We start from the raw sequence: 17,113 nt of genomic DNA, 5'->3' as shown, positions 1-17,113 counted from the left end.
TTGAAAATAGTATTAAATTTGGCGACGCAAAATATAAGGCCTGTTTGCAGCTCTCCGAGGCTGAATCGGTTAAACGCCTTGCGGCAGAACAGGAAATAGAATATATGTCGAACATCCTAAAAAAAATTCTTATTAGCTTGGGCTTAGCCTGCACTTTGATTCTGCTTGCCATAACTTTCATTACTAATTTTCTCTTTAAACCTGAGAAGATAACGCCCATAGCACTTAAGGCGATTAATCAACAATTGGATGGACAGGTTTTTTGTAAAAGCGTCGAATTAACTTTTTTTTCTTCTTTTCCACGTTTCGGTGCTCGTCTACATGACGGATATATTCTTTCGAGAGACAGGAGAGATACCCTAGTTGTTTTCAGTGACTTTCGGGGCGCCGTCAACATGACTAAATTACTTTTAAAAAAAGAAATAGATATTGAGCGAATTACATTGCGCAGGCCGCGACTTCATTTGGCAGTGGATCAGCACGGCAACGCAAATTATGATATTCTGAAGAAGGAAACGGCTGAAGCTACTGACACAAGCGATGTCCAATCGGCAATAAAAAAAATTCATATTAAATCGCTTCGCATCGAAGATGCCAGTTTTCACTATGAAGACAAAGGATCAAGACTTGATTGCCGAATCCCGCATTTGGCTCTTAAAATTGGGTTTGTTTACGACGAGGATCACCTCCTGTTAAAATTACATTCAGATAGTAAGCAGCTAACGATCACGAAGGGTGGATTTGTCTTTATCCGGCAATTGAACAGCCTTTTGGATACAGATATGAAGCTTGATAAGAAAAGTCGAAAACTCAGCTTTACCAATGGAACGCTAAAATTGAACGATATAGACTTTCTGCTTGACGGCGTCTTTGAACGACCCAATGGCAGAAAAGCTGTAAATGTAGCATTGCAAGCTAAAATGAAGGTGCCATCGCTGGCAAATTTATGGAAAATGGTGCCAAAAAGATACCTTAAGACAACAGATGTTGATGTTGGCGGGAGGGTGTTTTTAGTGTTGCGGACAAATGGCGTGTACGGTGAAGGCAAGCTGCCTGTATCAAGGGCACAGCTTAAAATACATGGCGGTTCTCTGCGTTATAAAAAGTTTCCGGGCCAAATTACCGCCCTAGAGGCAGATGTAGAAAGTCTTTTAGACTTTAATGAGCGCCAACGTTCCGCAGTACGTATCAATAAGATGCTAATAAGAGGAACGGGCATACACCTTAGCGGTAGCGTATCAGCACAAAACCTGTTGGATAACCCGGAAATTGAACCGGATGTCGAAGCAAATATCGATCTTACAAAAATTGGGTCAACATTTCCTATTGTCGAGGGATTGCAGCTCGGTGGAAGAGCGTTCATAGATCTCGCGGGAAAAATTACGTATACGGCTCAATCGGGCTTTGATTATCGCGATCTGTCATTACAAGGTAATGCTAAGCTCGCGGATCTACAAATAAACATGGCTAAAGAGGAGCTTCTTTTTCATACACCTTATACTGCACTGAGCCTGAAAAGAGATGAAAAGAATGGATTGTCCGGACAATTGGATATAGATAGGCTTAATCTACAATACGGAAAAAAACATAAGCTTACGGTGCAGGCACTTCATGCGCAGCTTTCAGGATCTAAAAAAGTCGACAAACGCTTACCGCTGAAATCGAAGATCAATTTGGCGGCTCTTCACTATCAATCTACAGACAGTATGAATGTACGCATTGAGAAAGCTTCCATCGCTGCTGCGGTTGGCCCAGGTAAGCTGCCACGTGCTCCTCATTTTGTTACGAGCTTCGACGCGCAGAATTTAGCCCTGCACTATGGACAAATGACACTGATCGTTGATAAAGGGTCTTACCAATTCAATGTCGAGAAAAATGAGCAGAAGCAATGGTGGCCAATAGGCTCCTTTAGCTTTTCGAAGCTTAAGGCGGCCATTCCTAATGTCGGTATGCCGCTGTCGGTTAATCGTTCCCTTATTACTGTAAAAGGACATGATATTCACCTAAACAATGCTTTTGTGGCGCTTGGCGACTTCAAGATGAAGCTCGACGGCGAGGTACGCAACATCTTTCCGGTAGACAAGCGGGATACGCTTTTGTATGCTGATTTAAATCTGCATGCCCGCTATTTGGATATTGACGAGTTAATGGGCGTATTGCAAGCCGAAAGCGCTAACGCAGGAGTTATAGAGCGTATGGCGGCGCCAGCGTTGACCGCCGCGCCACCCGTAACACCTATAGCAGACTCTACTCGTTTTACATTACCTACCAATATTCGTTTTACCTTTAACTCCTTTATAGAGCAATTGAAAATGGGATCATTAATGCTGAACAATCTTAAAGGTCAAGCCCGTGTTGATAACGGGCAGTTGAATTTACATGATTTCAGTTTAAAATCCGGTGAGGCTTCTCTGCAAACCAAACTGCGTTATAAACCACTGGCGAATGGTCAAGCTAGAATGCAATACGTGATTGACGTACGTAACATGAAAATGAATCAATTGAAGGATTTTGCCCCCACGTTAGACACTCTTTTCCCTGTTATAAAATCACTGGAAGGTAATGCAGATTTCAGTATAAAAGGCTCTGCTAATCTGAATAACGATATGGAGATCGATATCGGATCAGTAAGAAGTGTAGCCGCGTTGCGAGCTACCCACTTGGCCGTGCAAGACAATGAAGCGTTTAGGGAGCTGGCCAAAACCTTCAAGTTCAAGGAACGAGACAGCACATACATCGATTCGCTGAACGTAGAAATGTTAATTAAAGATCGGCAGCTAGAGATTTTACCCGCTTTGGTCGAAATTGACCGTTATCGCCTAGCAGTAGGAGGCATACAACATATTGATCTGTCCTATGATTATCATATCTCGGTACTAAAATCTCCGGTCCCTTTTAAAATGGGCGTAGATGTAAAGGGTAAGATACCTGACTATAATATTAGCATGACAAAAGCCCGATATAAGTATTATTTTACCGATAAAGAACGTTTAGCCAAAAAAGCCGATAGTACCATTATCCGTAAGAGAAATGCGGTTCTGAAACTGATCAATTTTGAGTAAAGGAAACGCTAAAGAGAGTTCAATTAGGTGATTTCAATCGGTAAAGTTTGCATATAGAAACTTTACCGATTGAAATCATTATTTGATTTATTCTAAGGTCGGATTAAACGTACCACCCCAGTTATTGTTCTGTTCAATTTTAGGATTTTTATCGATTATGCTTTCCTGAATCGGAAAGAAATAATAGCTTTCAGGTAACGAGTTTACTTTAACGCCTGATAGGGGAACTTGTAAAACGCTATATTTAAAATTGTTTTCCATCAGTTCGTATTTATCGGCAAGTGCCCGTGCCTGTCCCATCGCCATTTCTGATCCATCATCATTAATCGCAATCGCTTCTACACCATGTTTTGTGGTGCCGTCTAAACGATTTAACATCCGTAGCCGACGTAAATCCCAAAAGCGATGTCCTTCGAAGCAGAACTCTATATTACGTTCTGCCAGAATCGCCTCACGCATTTGATCTCTCGTTATTGCTTTGATTCCGTAGTTACTGTCTCCACCGGCTTCAATACCGGCCCGTTGGCGTATTTGCTTTAAAATATCCATCGCTTCACCGATTCTCCCGGTTTCATTAGCGGCCTCTGCATAATTCAGCATAACTTCCGCGAAACGCATTAGCACAAAATCGACATCATATTGTTGCACCTCCGCCTGTGTCAGTTTCAGCAAACTATTTTTTTCGATAAAAAAACCACTGTACCTATTGAGATTGGTTGAATTCACACCAGCTTTTGGATTCACACCAAAATCATCCAATTCATGTGCTATGCCTAGTGATGTATATTGCCGTTTTCCCGTTTTGCCGGAAACAGCATAGGGTTTTCCGTTCCAAACGATCGACTTATCGAAACGGGGGTCTCTATCTTCCCAATATTGCTGGAGAAAGGCAGCCTCCGTTTTATGATAGGCGCTCGTGGAATCGTTATATAGTTTGCCATCTTTCATCGGGAATTCTTTTATGAACTCCCAAGTTGGACATGCATAGGCGGGGCCACGGCTTTCGGATCCCGGTCGGACACCATAATCCCATGAGGCGACTTTATTGGGATAGGAATTTACCACGGCAAAGATTACTTCGGGGCCTTTTTCCACTAAAGCGATATTCGCATAGTCCTCCGTCAATCGATAACCCCTTGCCTGCAAATCATTAAAGGCCTTTTTGTTTTCCTGATAAGCGGCTTCCCAGTATGAATTGTTCCAAGGGTTAGTAGGATTGAATTGAGGAGAGGCCTTATAAAGAAGTACTTTTGCTTTAAAAGCGAGCGCAAAACTAGCGTCAATTTTTCCATAGTCAGTAGATGAGGTAGCGATGCGCTCCGGGAGCTTAGCAATTGCTTCATCCAAATCACGAATAATTAAATCGAAGCACTCGGCTGTAGAGTTCCGCGCTACATAAAGGTCATCTTCATAGCGATCTTGCGGTACGGTGATATAGGGTACACCGCCATGATATACTACCATCCAAAAATACGCATAAGCACGCATAAACAAAGCTTGACCAGTTATGCCGTCTTTTGTGGCTTGGTCTAAAGCACCGGCATTGACATCCCTGATAGCTTGATTTATTAAACGTATATTACTGTAATTCCATGATTTAAACTCGCCATTCGAAATCGTCACCCGATCGGGATAAAAATTAATGCCGATCAACTGCTCGCTATCCGAATCGGCGCCTGGATTCCAGTTGCCGAACATGGGGTAGATATTAGCCATATAAGCGTTTGCCAAATTGGGGTCATTCCAAACCTGCTGTGGGTCGTAATTGTCGATATCTTCAATATCAAGTACCTTTTTGCAAGAGCTTGCAAAAACACCTATAAAGCATAAAATAATATATATATTCCTTTTCATCTTGTTTCTATTTGTTACCGTATTATTTGCCTCGTTAAAACCTGACATCCAAACCAAAAGTGAAGGTCTTCATAATAGGATAGGAGTCGTAATTTTTTTGCTCGGGATCTTGAAACTCCTTCATATCTGACAGCACAAATAAGTTGGTTCCGTTAAAGTATAATTGCGCGTTTTCCAGCTTTAGTGCAGATACCCAAGATTTCGGCAGGTTATATCCCACATTAAGTGTTCTCAAACGGAGATAGCCCCCATTTCGGATCCAGAAAGAAGACGCACCTGTTCCGGATTCATACCAATTCTGCCCAATTGGGCGAGGATATTCACCATCTGGATTTTCCGGTGTCCATACCTTGTCAGATGCCCATACAGGATAATAAGGTCTTACAGTACCTCCGTGCTGCCTCATACCTGCTCCTTCTTGGTTGCTGATAATTCGATCGTAATTGAGCACGCCCTGAAAATGCGCTTGTAAAGAGAAGTTCTTATAAGCGATGTTGAAGCCAAAACCATAGTTAATCCTAGGAGCCGCATTTGTCGAGAGCAACTGATTATCATTACCGTCTATTTTTCCGTCAGGTCCCGGAGCGTACCCATCACCCCGTACATCCTCGAAGTATAAACCACCTAAATAGGGATCACGTCCAAATTGTTTAAAACCTTGTGCGAGTAATTCATCCAGTTGTTCTTGGGTTCTTATAATTCCCAGTGTCTTTAGACCGATAATCCTTTCGGCAGGTTGTCCAATACGCGATTCGAAGTGGCGATAGCCACCAGGTCCATAAGCCGCACTTTCGTCAAAAATATCCCAGCGGTCTTTTGCATAACCCGCATTTGCCATAATGGAATAGTTAACCTCATTATTGGCCGCATTGTCGTTCCATTGTAAAGTGATTTCGCCGCCTCTCCAGGATCTAGCTGCGTAATTTTCCGGTGCTAGCGCCTGCCCATAATTATCAGGTAAAGTCACTAAACGAGAGCCGAGAATATCCGTTTCTTTCCTTAAAAATAGATCGAGCGTTCCACTCAAGCGATTATTAAAACCTGCCGCATCCAAACCGATGTTATAACTCGTAGAGGTTGCCCAAGTTAGATTCGGATTGGGCGTCGCCCCTGGTGCGATGGCTCCGTAAAAGCGATCGCCAAACATATACCCGCCGGAATTAATGTACCTTGCTACATAAGAAAAAGGATTTATCTTTTCGTTATTGACGTCTAAGTCGTTCCCGGTGGTTCCGTAAGAACCTCTAATCTTCAGTTCATTAAAAGCATTGGTGAACTTCTTGAAGAAGCTCTCTTCTGACAGACGCCAAGCGGCAGAGACTGATGGGAAAAAGCCCCAACGCTTATTTTCAGGGAATAAGGTATTCCCGTCGTAACGGAAAGAAAACTCAGCGATATATCGACTGTCAAAATTATAGTTTACTCTTCCTATGTATGATTGCCGGGCGCCTATTTCTTCCCACCCGTTCGCTTCGCGGAATTGCCTGTCGGTAGGATAAGCAAACATCTGATCTAATGAAGTTAGCGGATTTTCGGCTCTTGCATAGGATGCATAACCGCCATTCTCAGCCTGCTCAAAAACAAATAATGCATCTACACTGTGTTTATTGAAGGTCCGCGTATAATTTGCAAACCAGTTGAACTGATAGCTCCAATCGTTCGTTAGTTCATAGCTCATAAAGGGCTGATTTTGGCTGAAGGTAAAAGTGTTTGTCTTATTCGGGTCAGGAGGCCCAGGCAAAAAGCGATTACCATCCGGATCTGCTTGATTGAAGACATAGTTCTTTTGGAACGTTAAATATTTTTTTCGCATGTAGTCTTCACCCAGATAGCTTCCTACCACTTTTGTAGAGAGGCCCGGAATAAATTTATCCAGCTTAATGTTAACCGCTAGTATCGGATTGAATTGACGTTGTCGGGTCTTGATATAGCGATCACCTACGACCTGATCGATCACGCTCCAAGCCTGCCAACTCCCCATTGGCGTCTGGATAGGATAGGGAGTTACATAATTGGCTGGTGTCCCATCTGCTTCGACGTAGAAAGGATAAGTTTTTGGCCAGTTGAAGGTTACCCGATATAAATCGGACACATCAAAGTCATCATCGCCGGTAAAAGGCCAATAAAAGCGATCTAGATTTTGTTGGTACGCAGAGAGATTCAAATCAACAGAGATACTTTCACTGATTTTAGCCGAGACATTACTGCGAAGATTAAATTTACCATGATCTACCGTTTTATACGATCCGTTCTCGCCGCGATAGCTTAGTAATGAATAGTAGGTTATCTTCTCGGATCCTCCGCTAACGCTCAACGCTTGGCGATGACTAGTTGGATTTCGCCAGATCATGTCGTGTACATTGTAGCTTTTATCCTTAAAATAGTCGAACTCTTCTTGTCCGTTAGGTGGAGGTGTTCCGTTAAATTCCGCCACCCGATTTTGGTAAATTAATTCATCCGTTGCTGTTGTGAGGTCAGATAGCAGTGGCATGGTCGGGCTGGACGTTGTATAATTAGATTGAAAATTGAAGGTAGGTTTTTGCTCAATTCCCTTTCGGGTCGTTGCCAGCACAACCCCATTTCCAGCTCTCGATCCGTAGATAGAGGCCGTTGCAGCGTCTTTCAAAAAGCTCATTTGGTCTACTTCAGATGCCTCCAAAGCGTCAAAAGCGGCTTTGTCTCGTACAATACCATCAATGACATAAAGTGGTTCACCAAAACTACCCCTTATTCTAATTTGGGAAGTGGCACCTGAGAGTCCGGAAGTATTAGTGACGTTTACACCTGGGGCTCGACCGGCTAGTGTATTAGACAGATTTGCCGGTGCAATATTCGTCAGTTCCCTGGCGTTAACCGAACTAACCGCCCCTGTAAGATTTACTTTCTTCTGCGTTCCATATCCAACAATAACAACTTCTTCAAGATCGCTGATCATATCTTTTAATACTACGTTAAGTTCGCGTTCTCCTGCGAAGTTGAGTTCTTGTGTCTCAAAGCCCAAATTGCTAAAAATCAAAACAGCCTTAGGGGGCACGTTTAATTGGTATCTTCCCTCACTATTGGTTTTAGCGGCTATTGTTGTTCCTTTTACAGAAATTGTTACTCCCTCTATGGGGGCGCCACGTTCATCGGTGACTGTGCCATATACACTTGTTTGACGAAAAAACGTCGATAGTCGCTTACTTGCATGTGCATGAATGGATATGCTGCTTCCTGCCGTGCAAAATGAAACAAGGAAAACATATAAAAGATTGATTGAAATGTGCCTTTTTTTAGGCAATAGGAATCCGGTACTAATCATATAGCATAGTTTAAGGGTTTTTGTTAATAATTTTGTTGCTTTGTTTGGCGTGACGTCCGCCTACAAGAATAAGTTTAACGCTCTCTCATAGTTCTTCATAATTTAGTAATACACACAATCATTCAGTCGAATACTTCGTCCTTACGGTAAAGACGAGTTCACGATTTTTCCTAGTTTATTGTGGTCAAATTGGTTACTGCGTGAGCAAACATATTCAAGCCTATATAAAAAAACAAATTGGTTTCGAGATCAATCGATTGCGTGGATTTACGCAAACGTGTGCGTAAACGCAAGCTGTAACAATAAGAAAAGAAGGGGTATTGAGGGTTCAATAAAGGGACTATGAAACATAGTTTTGGTTGCCATATTTTCCTATTTCCGCACAGTTTAATACCGGTGTTAATAAATCCCCAATGTAGTTGCTTTCAGCATGAATCCTATGCGGATCATGCTTGTATGTTCCCGATAGTCTATTAAACTTTCGCCATAACCTTGAAACCATTGTAACATGAGGTATTGGTTTTCATCCTTGAAGGGTCGCCAATTCAACTGAGCTTGGATTGATCCTCGTCTATTCCATCCTTTTCCTTTTTTTGCAGTTATATCGACTGACCATTTGTCGGGTTTAATTCGATAAGTAGCATTAGCCTCGGCATAACCTACATAGTCCATTAGATCAGGGTTGTCATCCTTATAAGACATAGGCAACCAGAACCGAAGCCCTACAATCCAGCGTTCATCTAGTTGCGATCTCAAGGAAAAGGCCATAAAGTTCCAGCTACGTGAATAAACAGAATCACGTCCGTTTGATTCGTGTTCCAGCGATAGCGTAGCGTAGGCCAAACGATGCCCTTTTAGAAAAAAAGGTCTTACTAGTGCGAGCCCGGGGTTGAAGTTAATTTCGTCAAATGGTTTAGAATCGCGATAGATATCCCAAAATGCTTTTTGTGAGTAGGTAATATAAGGAAATAGGCCACCGGGTAGTGGTGTTTTGCGTAAGCGTTGTTTGAAACTAATCTGATACTTAATATCCGAGTTATTTCGTGTTGGTTGTTGATTCATCGGAATACCCGTGATGAAATAGTTATCGCGATGTATAGAAAAACCGGGGTGACCTGTAATTGCTTCAGATGAAGTAAATGCACTGTCGCGTTCAATTAATTGCGCTTTGCTAAGGGTTGGATAGAGTAAAAATACAAAATATGAAAAACTTCTGATCCACGTTTTTCGCCAAAATTGATCATGGCGTATAAGCTGATGTCGCATCTCCAAAAATAAAGGACGGAATAACCAAATAGAATTTTTCAGTGCAATTTTACTCCGAAATTATAATTCGGACATTTACATCCTCATCAATGTCTAATTATCGCCTTTCCTTTACAGGTCACTTCTTAAGACCGCACCTTTGCTGGCATTTGTTACTAAAGCCCTGTATTGGCTAAGCCATCGCGATTGCAGCTTTTTTTGAGGAGCACAAAATTCGCTTTTCTCTTCCCAATTTCCTCATCACTTAACTTAACCGATAAGATGTAATTGTCTACGTCAATATGAATTTCATCCCCATCCTCTATTAAACCAATCATACCACCCTCAGCCGCTTCCGGAGATACGTGTCCAATGGAGGCACCTCTAGTTGCTCCGCTAAATCTACCATCTGTTATTAGTGCAACAGAGCTTCCCAAGCCCATGCCCATAATCAAGCTTGTGGGCGTCAGCATTTCTTGCATTCCAGGACCGCCTTTTGGACCTTCGTAACGGATAACTACCACATCACCCTCTTTAACTTTTCCGCCGATTATGCCATCGACGGCTTCCTGTTGACCATTAAAACAAACGGCTTTGCCAGTAAATACCCTAGAACCCGTAAGCCCTGCGGTTTTGATAACGGCACCTTGTTCGGCCAGATTTCCATACAGAATTGCTAAGCCACCCACTTCACTGTATGGGTTATCGATGGTACGTATAATATTTTTGTCCTTAATTTCGGCTCCTACTATAAGTTGTAAAAGGTTTTCGCCGCTGATTGTTAAATTGTCTATAAGAATATTATTACTCCTTTTGGTCATCTCTTTCATCACAGCACTAACGCCACCTGCCCGATTAATGTCTTCCATATGAACATTCGTTAGGCTTGGTGAGATTTTAGCAATGTGCGAAACATTCCGTGAAATTGCGTTAATATCTTTCAGTTGAAAATCTAAACCTGCCTCATTTGCAATAGCAAGCATATGTAAAACAGTATTGGAACTACCACCCATTGCCATATCAACAGCAAAGGCATTTCGAACGGCGTTTTCGTTCAATATATTTTTCAGGGTGAATTTTTTACGTGCTGTCTCTTCTTTTGCAATCTCACAGATGCGTCGAGCCGCTTTTCTATAAAGTGTCTCCCGTTCGACTGTTTGGGCAAGGATAGTTCCGTTACCCGGTAGGGCTATGCCCATTGCCTCCATCAAGGTGTTCATAGAATTAGCCGTAAACATACCCGAGCAGCTGCCCGCACTTGGACAGGCATTACATTCGATATCCCGAAGTTGTTCCTCGCTAATAACCCCAGCCTCGTGCTTGCCCACTGCCTCAAATGCAGATGCGAGATCGATGGGAGTACCATCTTTTTTATAACCTTTTGCCATGGGACCTCCACTCACAAAAATGGTAGGTACGTTTACACGTAGTGCACCCATGATCATACCAGGTACTATCTTATCACAATTTGGTATAGCAATCATGGCGTCCAATTTGTGTGCGTTCATTACACTTTCTATTGAACTGGCAATTAATTCTCTACTCGGAAGCGAATACAGCATACCGTCATGTCCCATAGCAATGCCATCGTCAATTCCAATGGTGTTGAATTCAAAAGGGATGCATCCGTTTGCACGAATCTCCTCCTTAATGATGTTCGCCACCTTGTTCAAAAAAAAGTGTCCGGGAATAATCTCTATGAATGAGTTGGCTACACCGATAAAGGGCTTTTCGAAATCTTCATCCTTTAATCCGGTGGCTCTAAATAAAGACCGGTGTGGCGTTCTATGGTATCCTTTTTTTACTTCATCACTTCTCATGACTGATTTGCTTATTTACTTAAATCAATTTTGTTTCTGAAACGGGTATGCCGCTTTGATTCTACTATTATAAATTTGATTTTAACCTACTGAGTGTTTCGGGTGATATATTCAAATAAGCCGCTAAGTTTGCATTTGATAACCGCTGTACAAGTTCCGGGTTATTTTTTAGTAAGTTGCGATAACGTTCTGTTGCGCTCTGCGTAAGTAATCCGCTAAGCTTCGATGTAATAACGGTGAGACCGTATTCTAGGATATAAATATACATTTTGTCCCATGCCGGGATCGTCGTCCGCAATCGAAAAAAATCATGGTAGGAGATCACGAATAATTCCGAAGTTTCTACAGCCTGTATATATTCAGGTGCCGGTGTTCTTGAAATAAAACTAACAATTGACGTTAAAAAAGTATGCTCAAAAGCCATAAATCTTGTCGATACGCCGTGGTTATCATTATTGTAATAGAGCCGCAGACATCCCTTGTCAATAAAAAACAACTTATCTGCTACAGCACCCTCTGCAAGTAATAATTCGTTTTTTTTGGCGACAAGTGGCTTGAAATACCTCAGTATCTCGAGAACTTGCTTTTCTTCAAGTTGTGTTTTTCGTTGTATAAGGTCCTTTAGCATGTCAGACATCACCGTGAATTACAAGCCAAAGTTGCATTAAATAACTTTTAAAAACATTGACTTGCGTCAAAATCGAGCAACCGTATTCATGTTAAGGATTAGCGCGGTCGGCTGTTAATTCAGGTAAATAAGCCCGCCAAGTAATAAGCTTCGTTTTTAAGTCAGCTACGATATCCGAATGCCATGCGGCAACGTTGTTAGTTTCATATTTATCATCCACGATATTATATAATTCTACATTATCACCTTGGTAGTCAACTAACAGTTTCCACTTACCCGACCGGATCGCTAAGTTCGGACTCCGGTCTCTTCCTTTGGGATAGTTAAAAGCATAATCATTTCGCCCATATTCCCAATACATATCTTTTTCTCTTGAGGAGGGCTTTCCTAAGAATACCTTCATTCTATCCTCGCCGTCTCCTTTGTAATTAGGTGGTAGTGGAGCAGCGGCAATACGTGCCAAGGTGGGAAACAAGTCGCTTGAATTCAAGACCGACACACTGTCCGTCTGACCCGCAGGTGTATGGCCCGGCCATCGTACGATAAAAGGCATACGAATACCACCTTCGTAGAGTGAGAGTTTCGTGCCCCGCAAGCCGCCCGCCCTGCTGCCCTTAAAGCTCGGTAGCGGACCATTATCACTGGTGAAAATGATCAGCGTATTTTCAGCTAAACCCAGTTTCTCTAAGCCGTCAAACAACCTGCCCATTTGTTTGTCAAATTCAGCTAATACCAGCTTAAAAGCCTTCTCTTCGTCCGGATTCATTGGGAATTTACCCGATTGCCGACGATTTTCTTCCGGTACCCATGGCGTGTGCATGTCATCCGGCCAAAGGTTCACGAAACAAGGTACACCCTTATGCCGACGGAGGAAATCAAGCGTTTTATCTACAAAGTAAGCCGTTCGGTCCCAACGTTTGATGCTGTCCTCATCAGACCAGATCCAGTCCCTTGCAGTTAGGGCAGGGTCAGGATCCGGACTTTCGTACGTGCTGGCGTGCTCGTCAAAACCATATTTCTTAAAGCCCGGTGCATTTTTAATATCGCGGCCACCGCCCATATGCCACTTTCCAAAATGCCCGGTGGCGTATCCCGCTGCTTTTAATACTTTGGCCAATGAGGGGGCGTTTACATTCAAATAGTTTGCTTGCTCTGCACGCGCATTGCTTCGCCGATCATTCAGGAAGGTCGTGAAATTCCATTCAGCAGGGAACATACCCGTCAGGATACTGGTACGAGAAGGGCTACAAATAGGAGCGGCGCTATAATACTGCGTATATTTAGTGCCTTCTTTAGCCAGTTGATCCAAATGGGGGGTGGGAACAAACTGGCCTCCAAAAGTGCCTATGTCGCTGAATCCCATGTCATCTGTAAGAATAATAATGATATTAGGTTTTTCTTGACCACGCAAATTGCCTGCCAATAATAGCAGACAGAAAAGACATATAAACTTACAATATAGTTTCATTTTTTTTTCAACCCGATTAATTCAGGGGACTTAAATTTTTACTCTCCTTTAATGTAGGCACCCGCTTCTGCAAGTCCGGGTTGCTGCTGACTATCATAACCAGCCAACGGGACTAACTTAAAGTACCTACAGGTACGCCTTACATCTATATTTAAGTATTGTTTAACCAAATTTACATTAGCCAATTCAAAGGTTCCCAGACTTTCCCACGAACTGTTGTCGTCGCTTATTAAAATTTCTATTTCTTTAACTTTTCGATCACCGCTTTTCTGCGCGAGCATAAAGCCATCCACTGTTAGGGATTCCCCCATATCAACGGTAATCCAATGATCGGGATAGTTTGTTGGATTGGATGAGTATCGCGTTATCCAGTACGAATTTACGTCATTATCAATCAATTTACTAGCCAAACGATTATTGACAGTCTCCTCAGAACTAAAGCTTGCAATAGACCAGTTATCAGTACGATATACTTTTCGAATGGGTTCGCCAGAAGGTTTTGCAATAGGTACACCAATCTTAACGGGTATACCGAAGTTGGGGGTTCCATCTGCATTCCAAGTAAATTGCTGAATGCGGGCATTCCGACCGTTTCCATCCCCACCTCCAGGTAAGCTCCGTGCATGATAAATAATCCAGTCTTCGCTATCGTCCGGCGATTTGAAAAAACCATTGTGGCCGGGGCCATAAGCGCCGCTTTCGGCATTCATAGAAAAAACGGGTTGCGGTGTTTTTACCCAGTCATCGGGATTCATTGGATCTCCATCTATGTTCAGGCTTAGTAAACCTAAGCAATAGGTGTCAACCCAATAACCACTTGCTGAATATACCACGTGTACGCGACCACTCGGACTTATTAATACCTGGGGACCTTCGTTAATCGCACTACCATTCATTTCCCAAGGATGTATCGGACTGGAGATAGCCACCTTTTCGCTACTGATGGTCCATGGATTGCTCATCTTTGCAATATAGATACGTTGCGGAGCAGCACCGGCGTTTCCACCCGACCATAACATATAGCGTTGCCCTTTATATTCAAGTACGGTACCATCAATGGCCCACTCGTTGGACGGGTCGGCCACCTTTCCCTTGAGCACCCACTCTCCGGTCGTAGGATCTGCTGCCGCATTTTCTACGACATACATTCGATGATTTGCATTCTGCCCATTGTCTGCAGCAAAATACATATACCATTTATTATCAAGGTAGTGTAATTCCGGCGCCCATAGATTTTTGGAATATGGCATACCTTGTTCGGGTATCCACGCATCGTGGGCGCTCGCCAATGCCAACTCAGACATGTTTTTTGTTTTATACAAGACTAATTTGCCCCCCTGCGTGTATGTAAAGTAGTAAAAGCCATGTTTGTGCGTCACCCATGGATCGGCGCCTCGCGGTATGATAGGGTTGGTAAAAGTGCTATCTATAATAAAACCCATCATATCCATTGTTTCAGGGTTTGGCTGCATCTTAACGTTTTTTTCACAAGCGTACAAGAGCAAGAGACATAGATAACATAAATTGATCGTAATCTTTTTCATAATTTGGACATTATAATGGTGAAATAATCGTACTTTATACGCTACCGGTGCAGTTCATGAACACCTTCGTTTGTCCGTAATTTTAGAAGAGGCCCCAATCCGGTTCTATAGGACATAATTGGTTTTTAACAAACTTGCAAGAAACCCCTCACTCTGTAGGCAAATAAAAACAAACAAGCGGAATCGAATTGCACAATATGTCTCTATTTTTCACTAATTTTTATCAGTGTTTTGTGCGTTATTTGCAAAAGGATGTGGAATTAATTTCGGAATGATTTTGATAGGTATGCCGAGTAAGTACAAGTTAAAACGGTTTCGGTTTCATTCCTTTTGAAGCGAGTGCAGCAATCTGGTGTACTCGTTCCTGTCTTGTTTCAGGCCGCTTGGCTAGAACCAACCACTGTAACATTGCCTTTCTTGCGGACTTGCTCAGCCCTTCGAAAAATGATTTTGCCCCGGTATGAATCATAAATGCAGCTTCTAAATCCGCCGGAATTTTAAGTGCTTCCACTTCATCTAAAATCGTCCAGGACCCATTCTGTTTCGCCTTTTCAATACACTCCAAACCAGCTTGTGTCATTAAGCCGCTTGCTATCAATCTCTCCACTTTATCTTTGTTGATTTTTGACCATGTGCTTTTAGCTTTTCGCTTGCTGAAAAACTGATGGGATCTTTCAGGGTCTATTTTTATCTTTTTACTATCTATCCATCCAAAGCACAAAGCAACGTCTACCGCCTCACTCCAGGAAATGGAAGGTTTGCCTGAAGATTTATTATAAAGAACGAGCCAGACGGATGATTTTGATTGATGGTTTTTCTCCAACCATGCCCGCCAAGCTGTCAAATCCATTGGATAAAATATTTCGGTGTCTTCTTTTTGAATCATAACTTAGTTACTGTAATTAGATATCCGTGCAAACTTATATAAATATTAAATGGATGTTTACAATTTTCGCAAGTACACAAACAATATGATTACATGTTGGTATATTAGCATATGAAATTCTTTAGATCGAGCCCTTACGTTATTGTGATTGGCTTTTTACTGACTATATCGTCATGCCAACACCGCGAACAAAATAAACAGACGGACACTAAAAAGCAAAAATATCTTTATACACCCGAGAAAGGCGCGCTATCGATTATTAGCGAAACAGCGAATTCCGAAATAAAAAAAGTTTCTTTGTTCAAGGACAATGAGAAGGATTCCGTTATATCCGTCCCTATTGAGAACGGGAAATTCAAACTCAAGCTGGATACCGCTAATCTTAACGAAATTTACTTTATAAAAATAGAAGGAAAGTCCACAAAACGCGGTACCAGTGGGTTAGTTTGGGAAGCCTCCATCCCGGTTTTAGCATCCGCTTCTACAGATCTGAAGCTTGTACAACGGCCCTTTAATCACCCAGGCTCCATAAGCAAAACTGCCTTTTCGATTCAAGGTGGTGGAAAAGAACAAGAGTTATTAAATAAATGGCATACTGTACTTGCCGAACTTGAAGCGGAAGTAGAAGGACAGACAGAAAGTTACAGCCTTGGCGGGGCAGGCGTCACCAAAGTTTCGGGTAAGAAAGAACTTTCGAAAAGTCCTGCTTCAATTACTGAAGATTTCATCAAAAAACACCAGCCATTAATCAGCTCATTTTATTTGTTATCACGGGCGGGAAAACAGCGTCAATACGCAAAAGCATACGGGAATCTGTTAGAACAGGCGCCAATTGAGGTAAAGCAGAGCAAGTATGGCCTAGACTTTGCCAAACGACTCGAAAAGGTGCAAACGAAAATACAACGGTTAGATCTTCAAAAACAGGTAGTCGCAACCGATGCACAGCTTTCAGAAATTCCATGGGATTCTTTTAAGGATCGTAAATATTTGCTGCTGTCATTTTGGAATAGTGCAGATCAAGCGTCCGCCAAGGCGGTTAAGCAATTGGAACAAGAAGTGCCAGTTTTGGAGAAAAGAGGAATTGATATATTGCCGATTTCAATGGAAAGCCAATTCAGTAAGTGGAAAGAGAATACGGAAGGCCTGGATTTTAAATATAGTTATAGAATGAGAAACGAAGCACAACAGGACTTAATCAATACCCTATATCTTTCTGAGCTACCCAGATTTGTCTTGGTAAAACCCAACGGCGAAGTGATTAATGATGATTTCGATCTTAAACAACTCGACACGTTAGACTGAGCC

10 protein-coding genes are annotated in these 17,113 nt (G+C 42.3%); 2 read left to right on the top strand and 8 right to left on the bottom strand.

All coding sequences use genetic code 11. The features are described from left to right. Positions 1-44: 44 nt before the first annotated feature. A complete protein-coding gene (locus QT327_RS02680; RefSeq protein WP_289551960.1) occupies positions 45-3,062 on the top strand; it encodes an AsmA family protein in 3,018 nt (1,005 codons plus the stop codon). 87 nt (positions 3,063-3,149) lie between these two features. On the opposite strand, the gene QT327_RS02675 is transcribed toward QT327_RS02680, so the two are convergent. From QT327_RS02675 to QT327_RS02640, 8 genes are all read right to left on the bottom strand, one after another. Further along, the gene (locus QT327_RS02675) at positions 3,150-4,916 is read right to left on the bottom strand and encodes a RagB/SusD family nutrient uptake outer membrane protein (RefSeq protein ID WP_289551959.1); all 1,767 of its coding nucleotides are present in this window, start codon (positions 4,914-4,916) and stop codon (positions 3,150-3,152) included. A gap of 34 nt (positions 4,917-4,950) precedes the next feature. Beyond that, positions 4,951-8,217, bottom strand: coding sequence for a SusC/RagA family TonB-linked outer membrane protein (locus QT327_RS02670; protein WP_289551957.1), 3,267 nt, complete (start codon positions 8,215-8,217; stop codon positions 4,951-4,953). 399 nt (positions 8,218-8,616) lie between these two features. Beyond that, positions 8,617-9,483: a phospholipase A gene (locus QT327_RS02665; protein WP_207303817.1), complete on the bottom strand. Its 867-nt coding sequence runs from the start codon at positions 9,481-9,483 to the stop codon at positions 8,617-8,619. Between the two features lie 155 nt (positions 9,484-9,638). Further along, positions 9,639-11,282 (bottom strand): dihydroxy-acid dehydratase, encoded by a 1,644-nt coding sequence (ilvD, locus tag QT327_RS02660; protein WP_289551956.1) that lies wholly within the window; start codon positions 11,280-11,282, stop codon positions 9,639-9,641. Between the two features lie 67 nt (positions 11,283-11,349). After that, entirely contained in the window at positions 11,350-11,919 is a 570-nt protein-coding gene (locus tag QT327_RS02655) for a Crp/Fnr family transcriptional regulator (RefSeq protein WP_130858385.1), read from the bottom strand. An 82-nt stretch (positions 11,920-12,001) separates the two neighbouring features. Continuing rightward, the gene (locus QT327_RS02650; RefSeq protein ID WP_130858384.1) at positions 12,002-13,378 is read right to left on the bottom strand and encodes a sulfatase-like hydrolase/transferase; all 1,377 of its coding nucleotides are present in this window, start codon (positions 13,376-13,378) and stop codon (positions 12,002-12,004) included. Positions 13,379-13,416: 38 nt separating this feature from the next. Further along, entirely contained in the window at positions 13,417-14,922 is a 1,506-nt protein-coding gene (locus QT327_RS02645) for a family 43 glycosylhydrolase (protein ID WP_013667690.1), read from the bottom strand. Between the two features lie 304 nt (positions 14,923-15,226). Continuing rightward, a complete protein-coding gene (locus QT327_RS02640; protein ID WP_130858382.1) occupies positions 15,227-15,808 on the bottom strand; it encodes a YdeI/OmpD-associated family protein in 582 nt (193 codons plus the stop codon). Between the two features lie 111 nt (positions 15,809-15,919). Here QT327_RS02640 and QT327_RS02635 point away from each other — a divergent pair, with 111 nt between their 5' ends. Then, on the top strand, positions 15,920-17,110 hold the full coding sequence (locus QT327_RS02635; RefSeq protein ID WP_289551954.1) for a thioredoxin family protein: 1,191 nt from the start codon (positions 15,920-15,922) through the stop codon (positions 17,108-17,110). Positions 17,111-17,113: the final 3 nt, after the last annotated feature.

Source organism: Olivibacter sp. 47 (genome assembly GCF_030372825.1).
In the GTDB taxonomy this organism is placed as follows: domain Bacteria; phylum Bacteroidota; class Bacteroidia; order Sphingobacteriales; family Sphingobacteriaceae; genus Olivibacter; species Olivibacter oleidegradans.
Note: the sequence above shows the minus strand (reverse complement) of the source record. Positions and strands in the feature narration are given on the sequence as shown.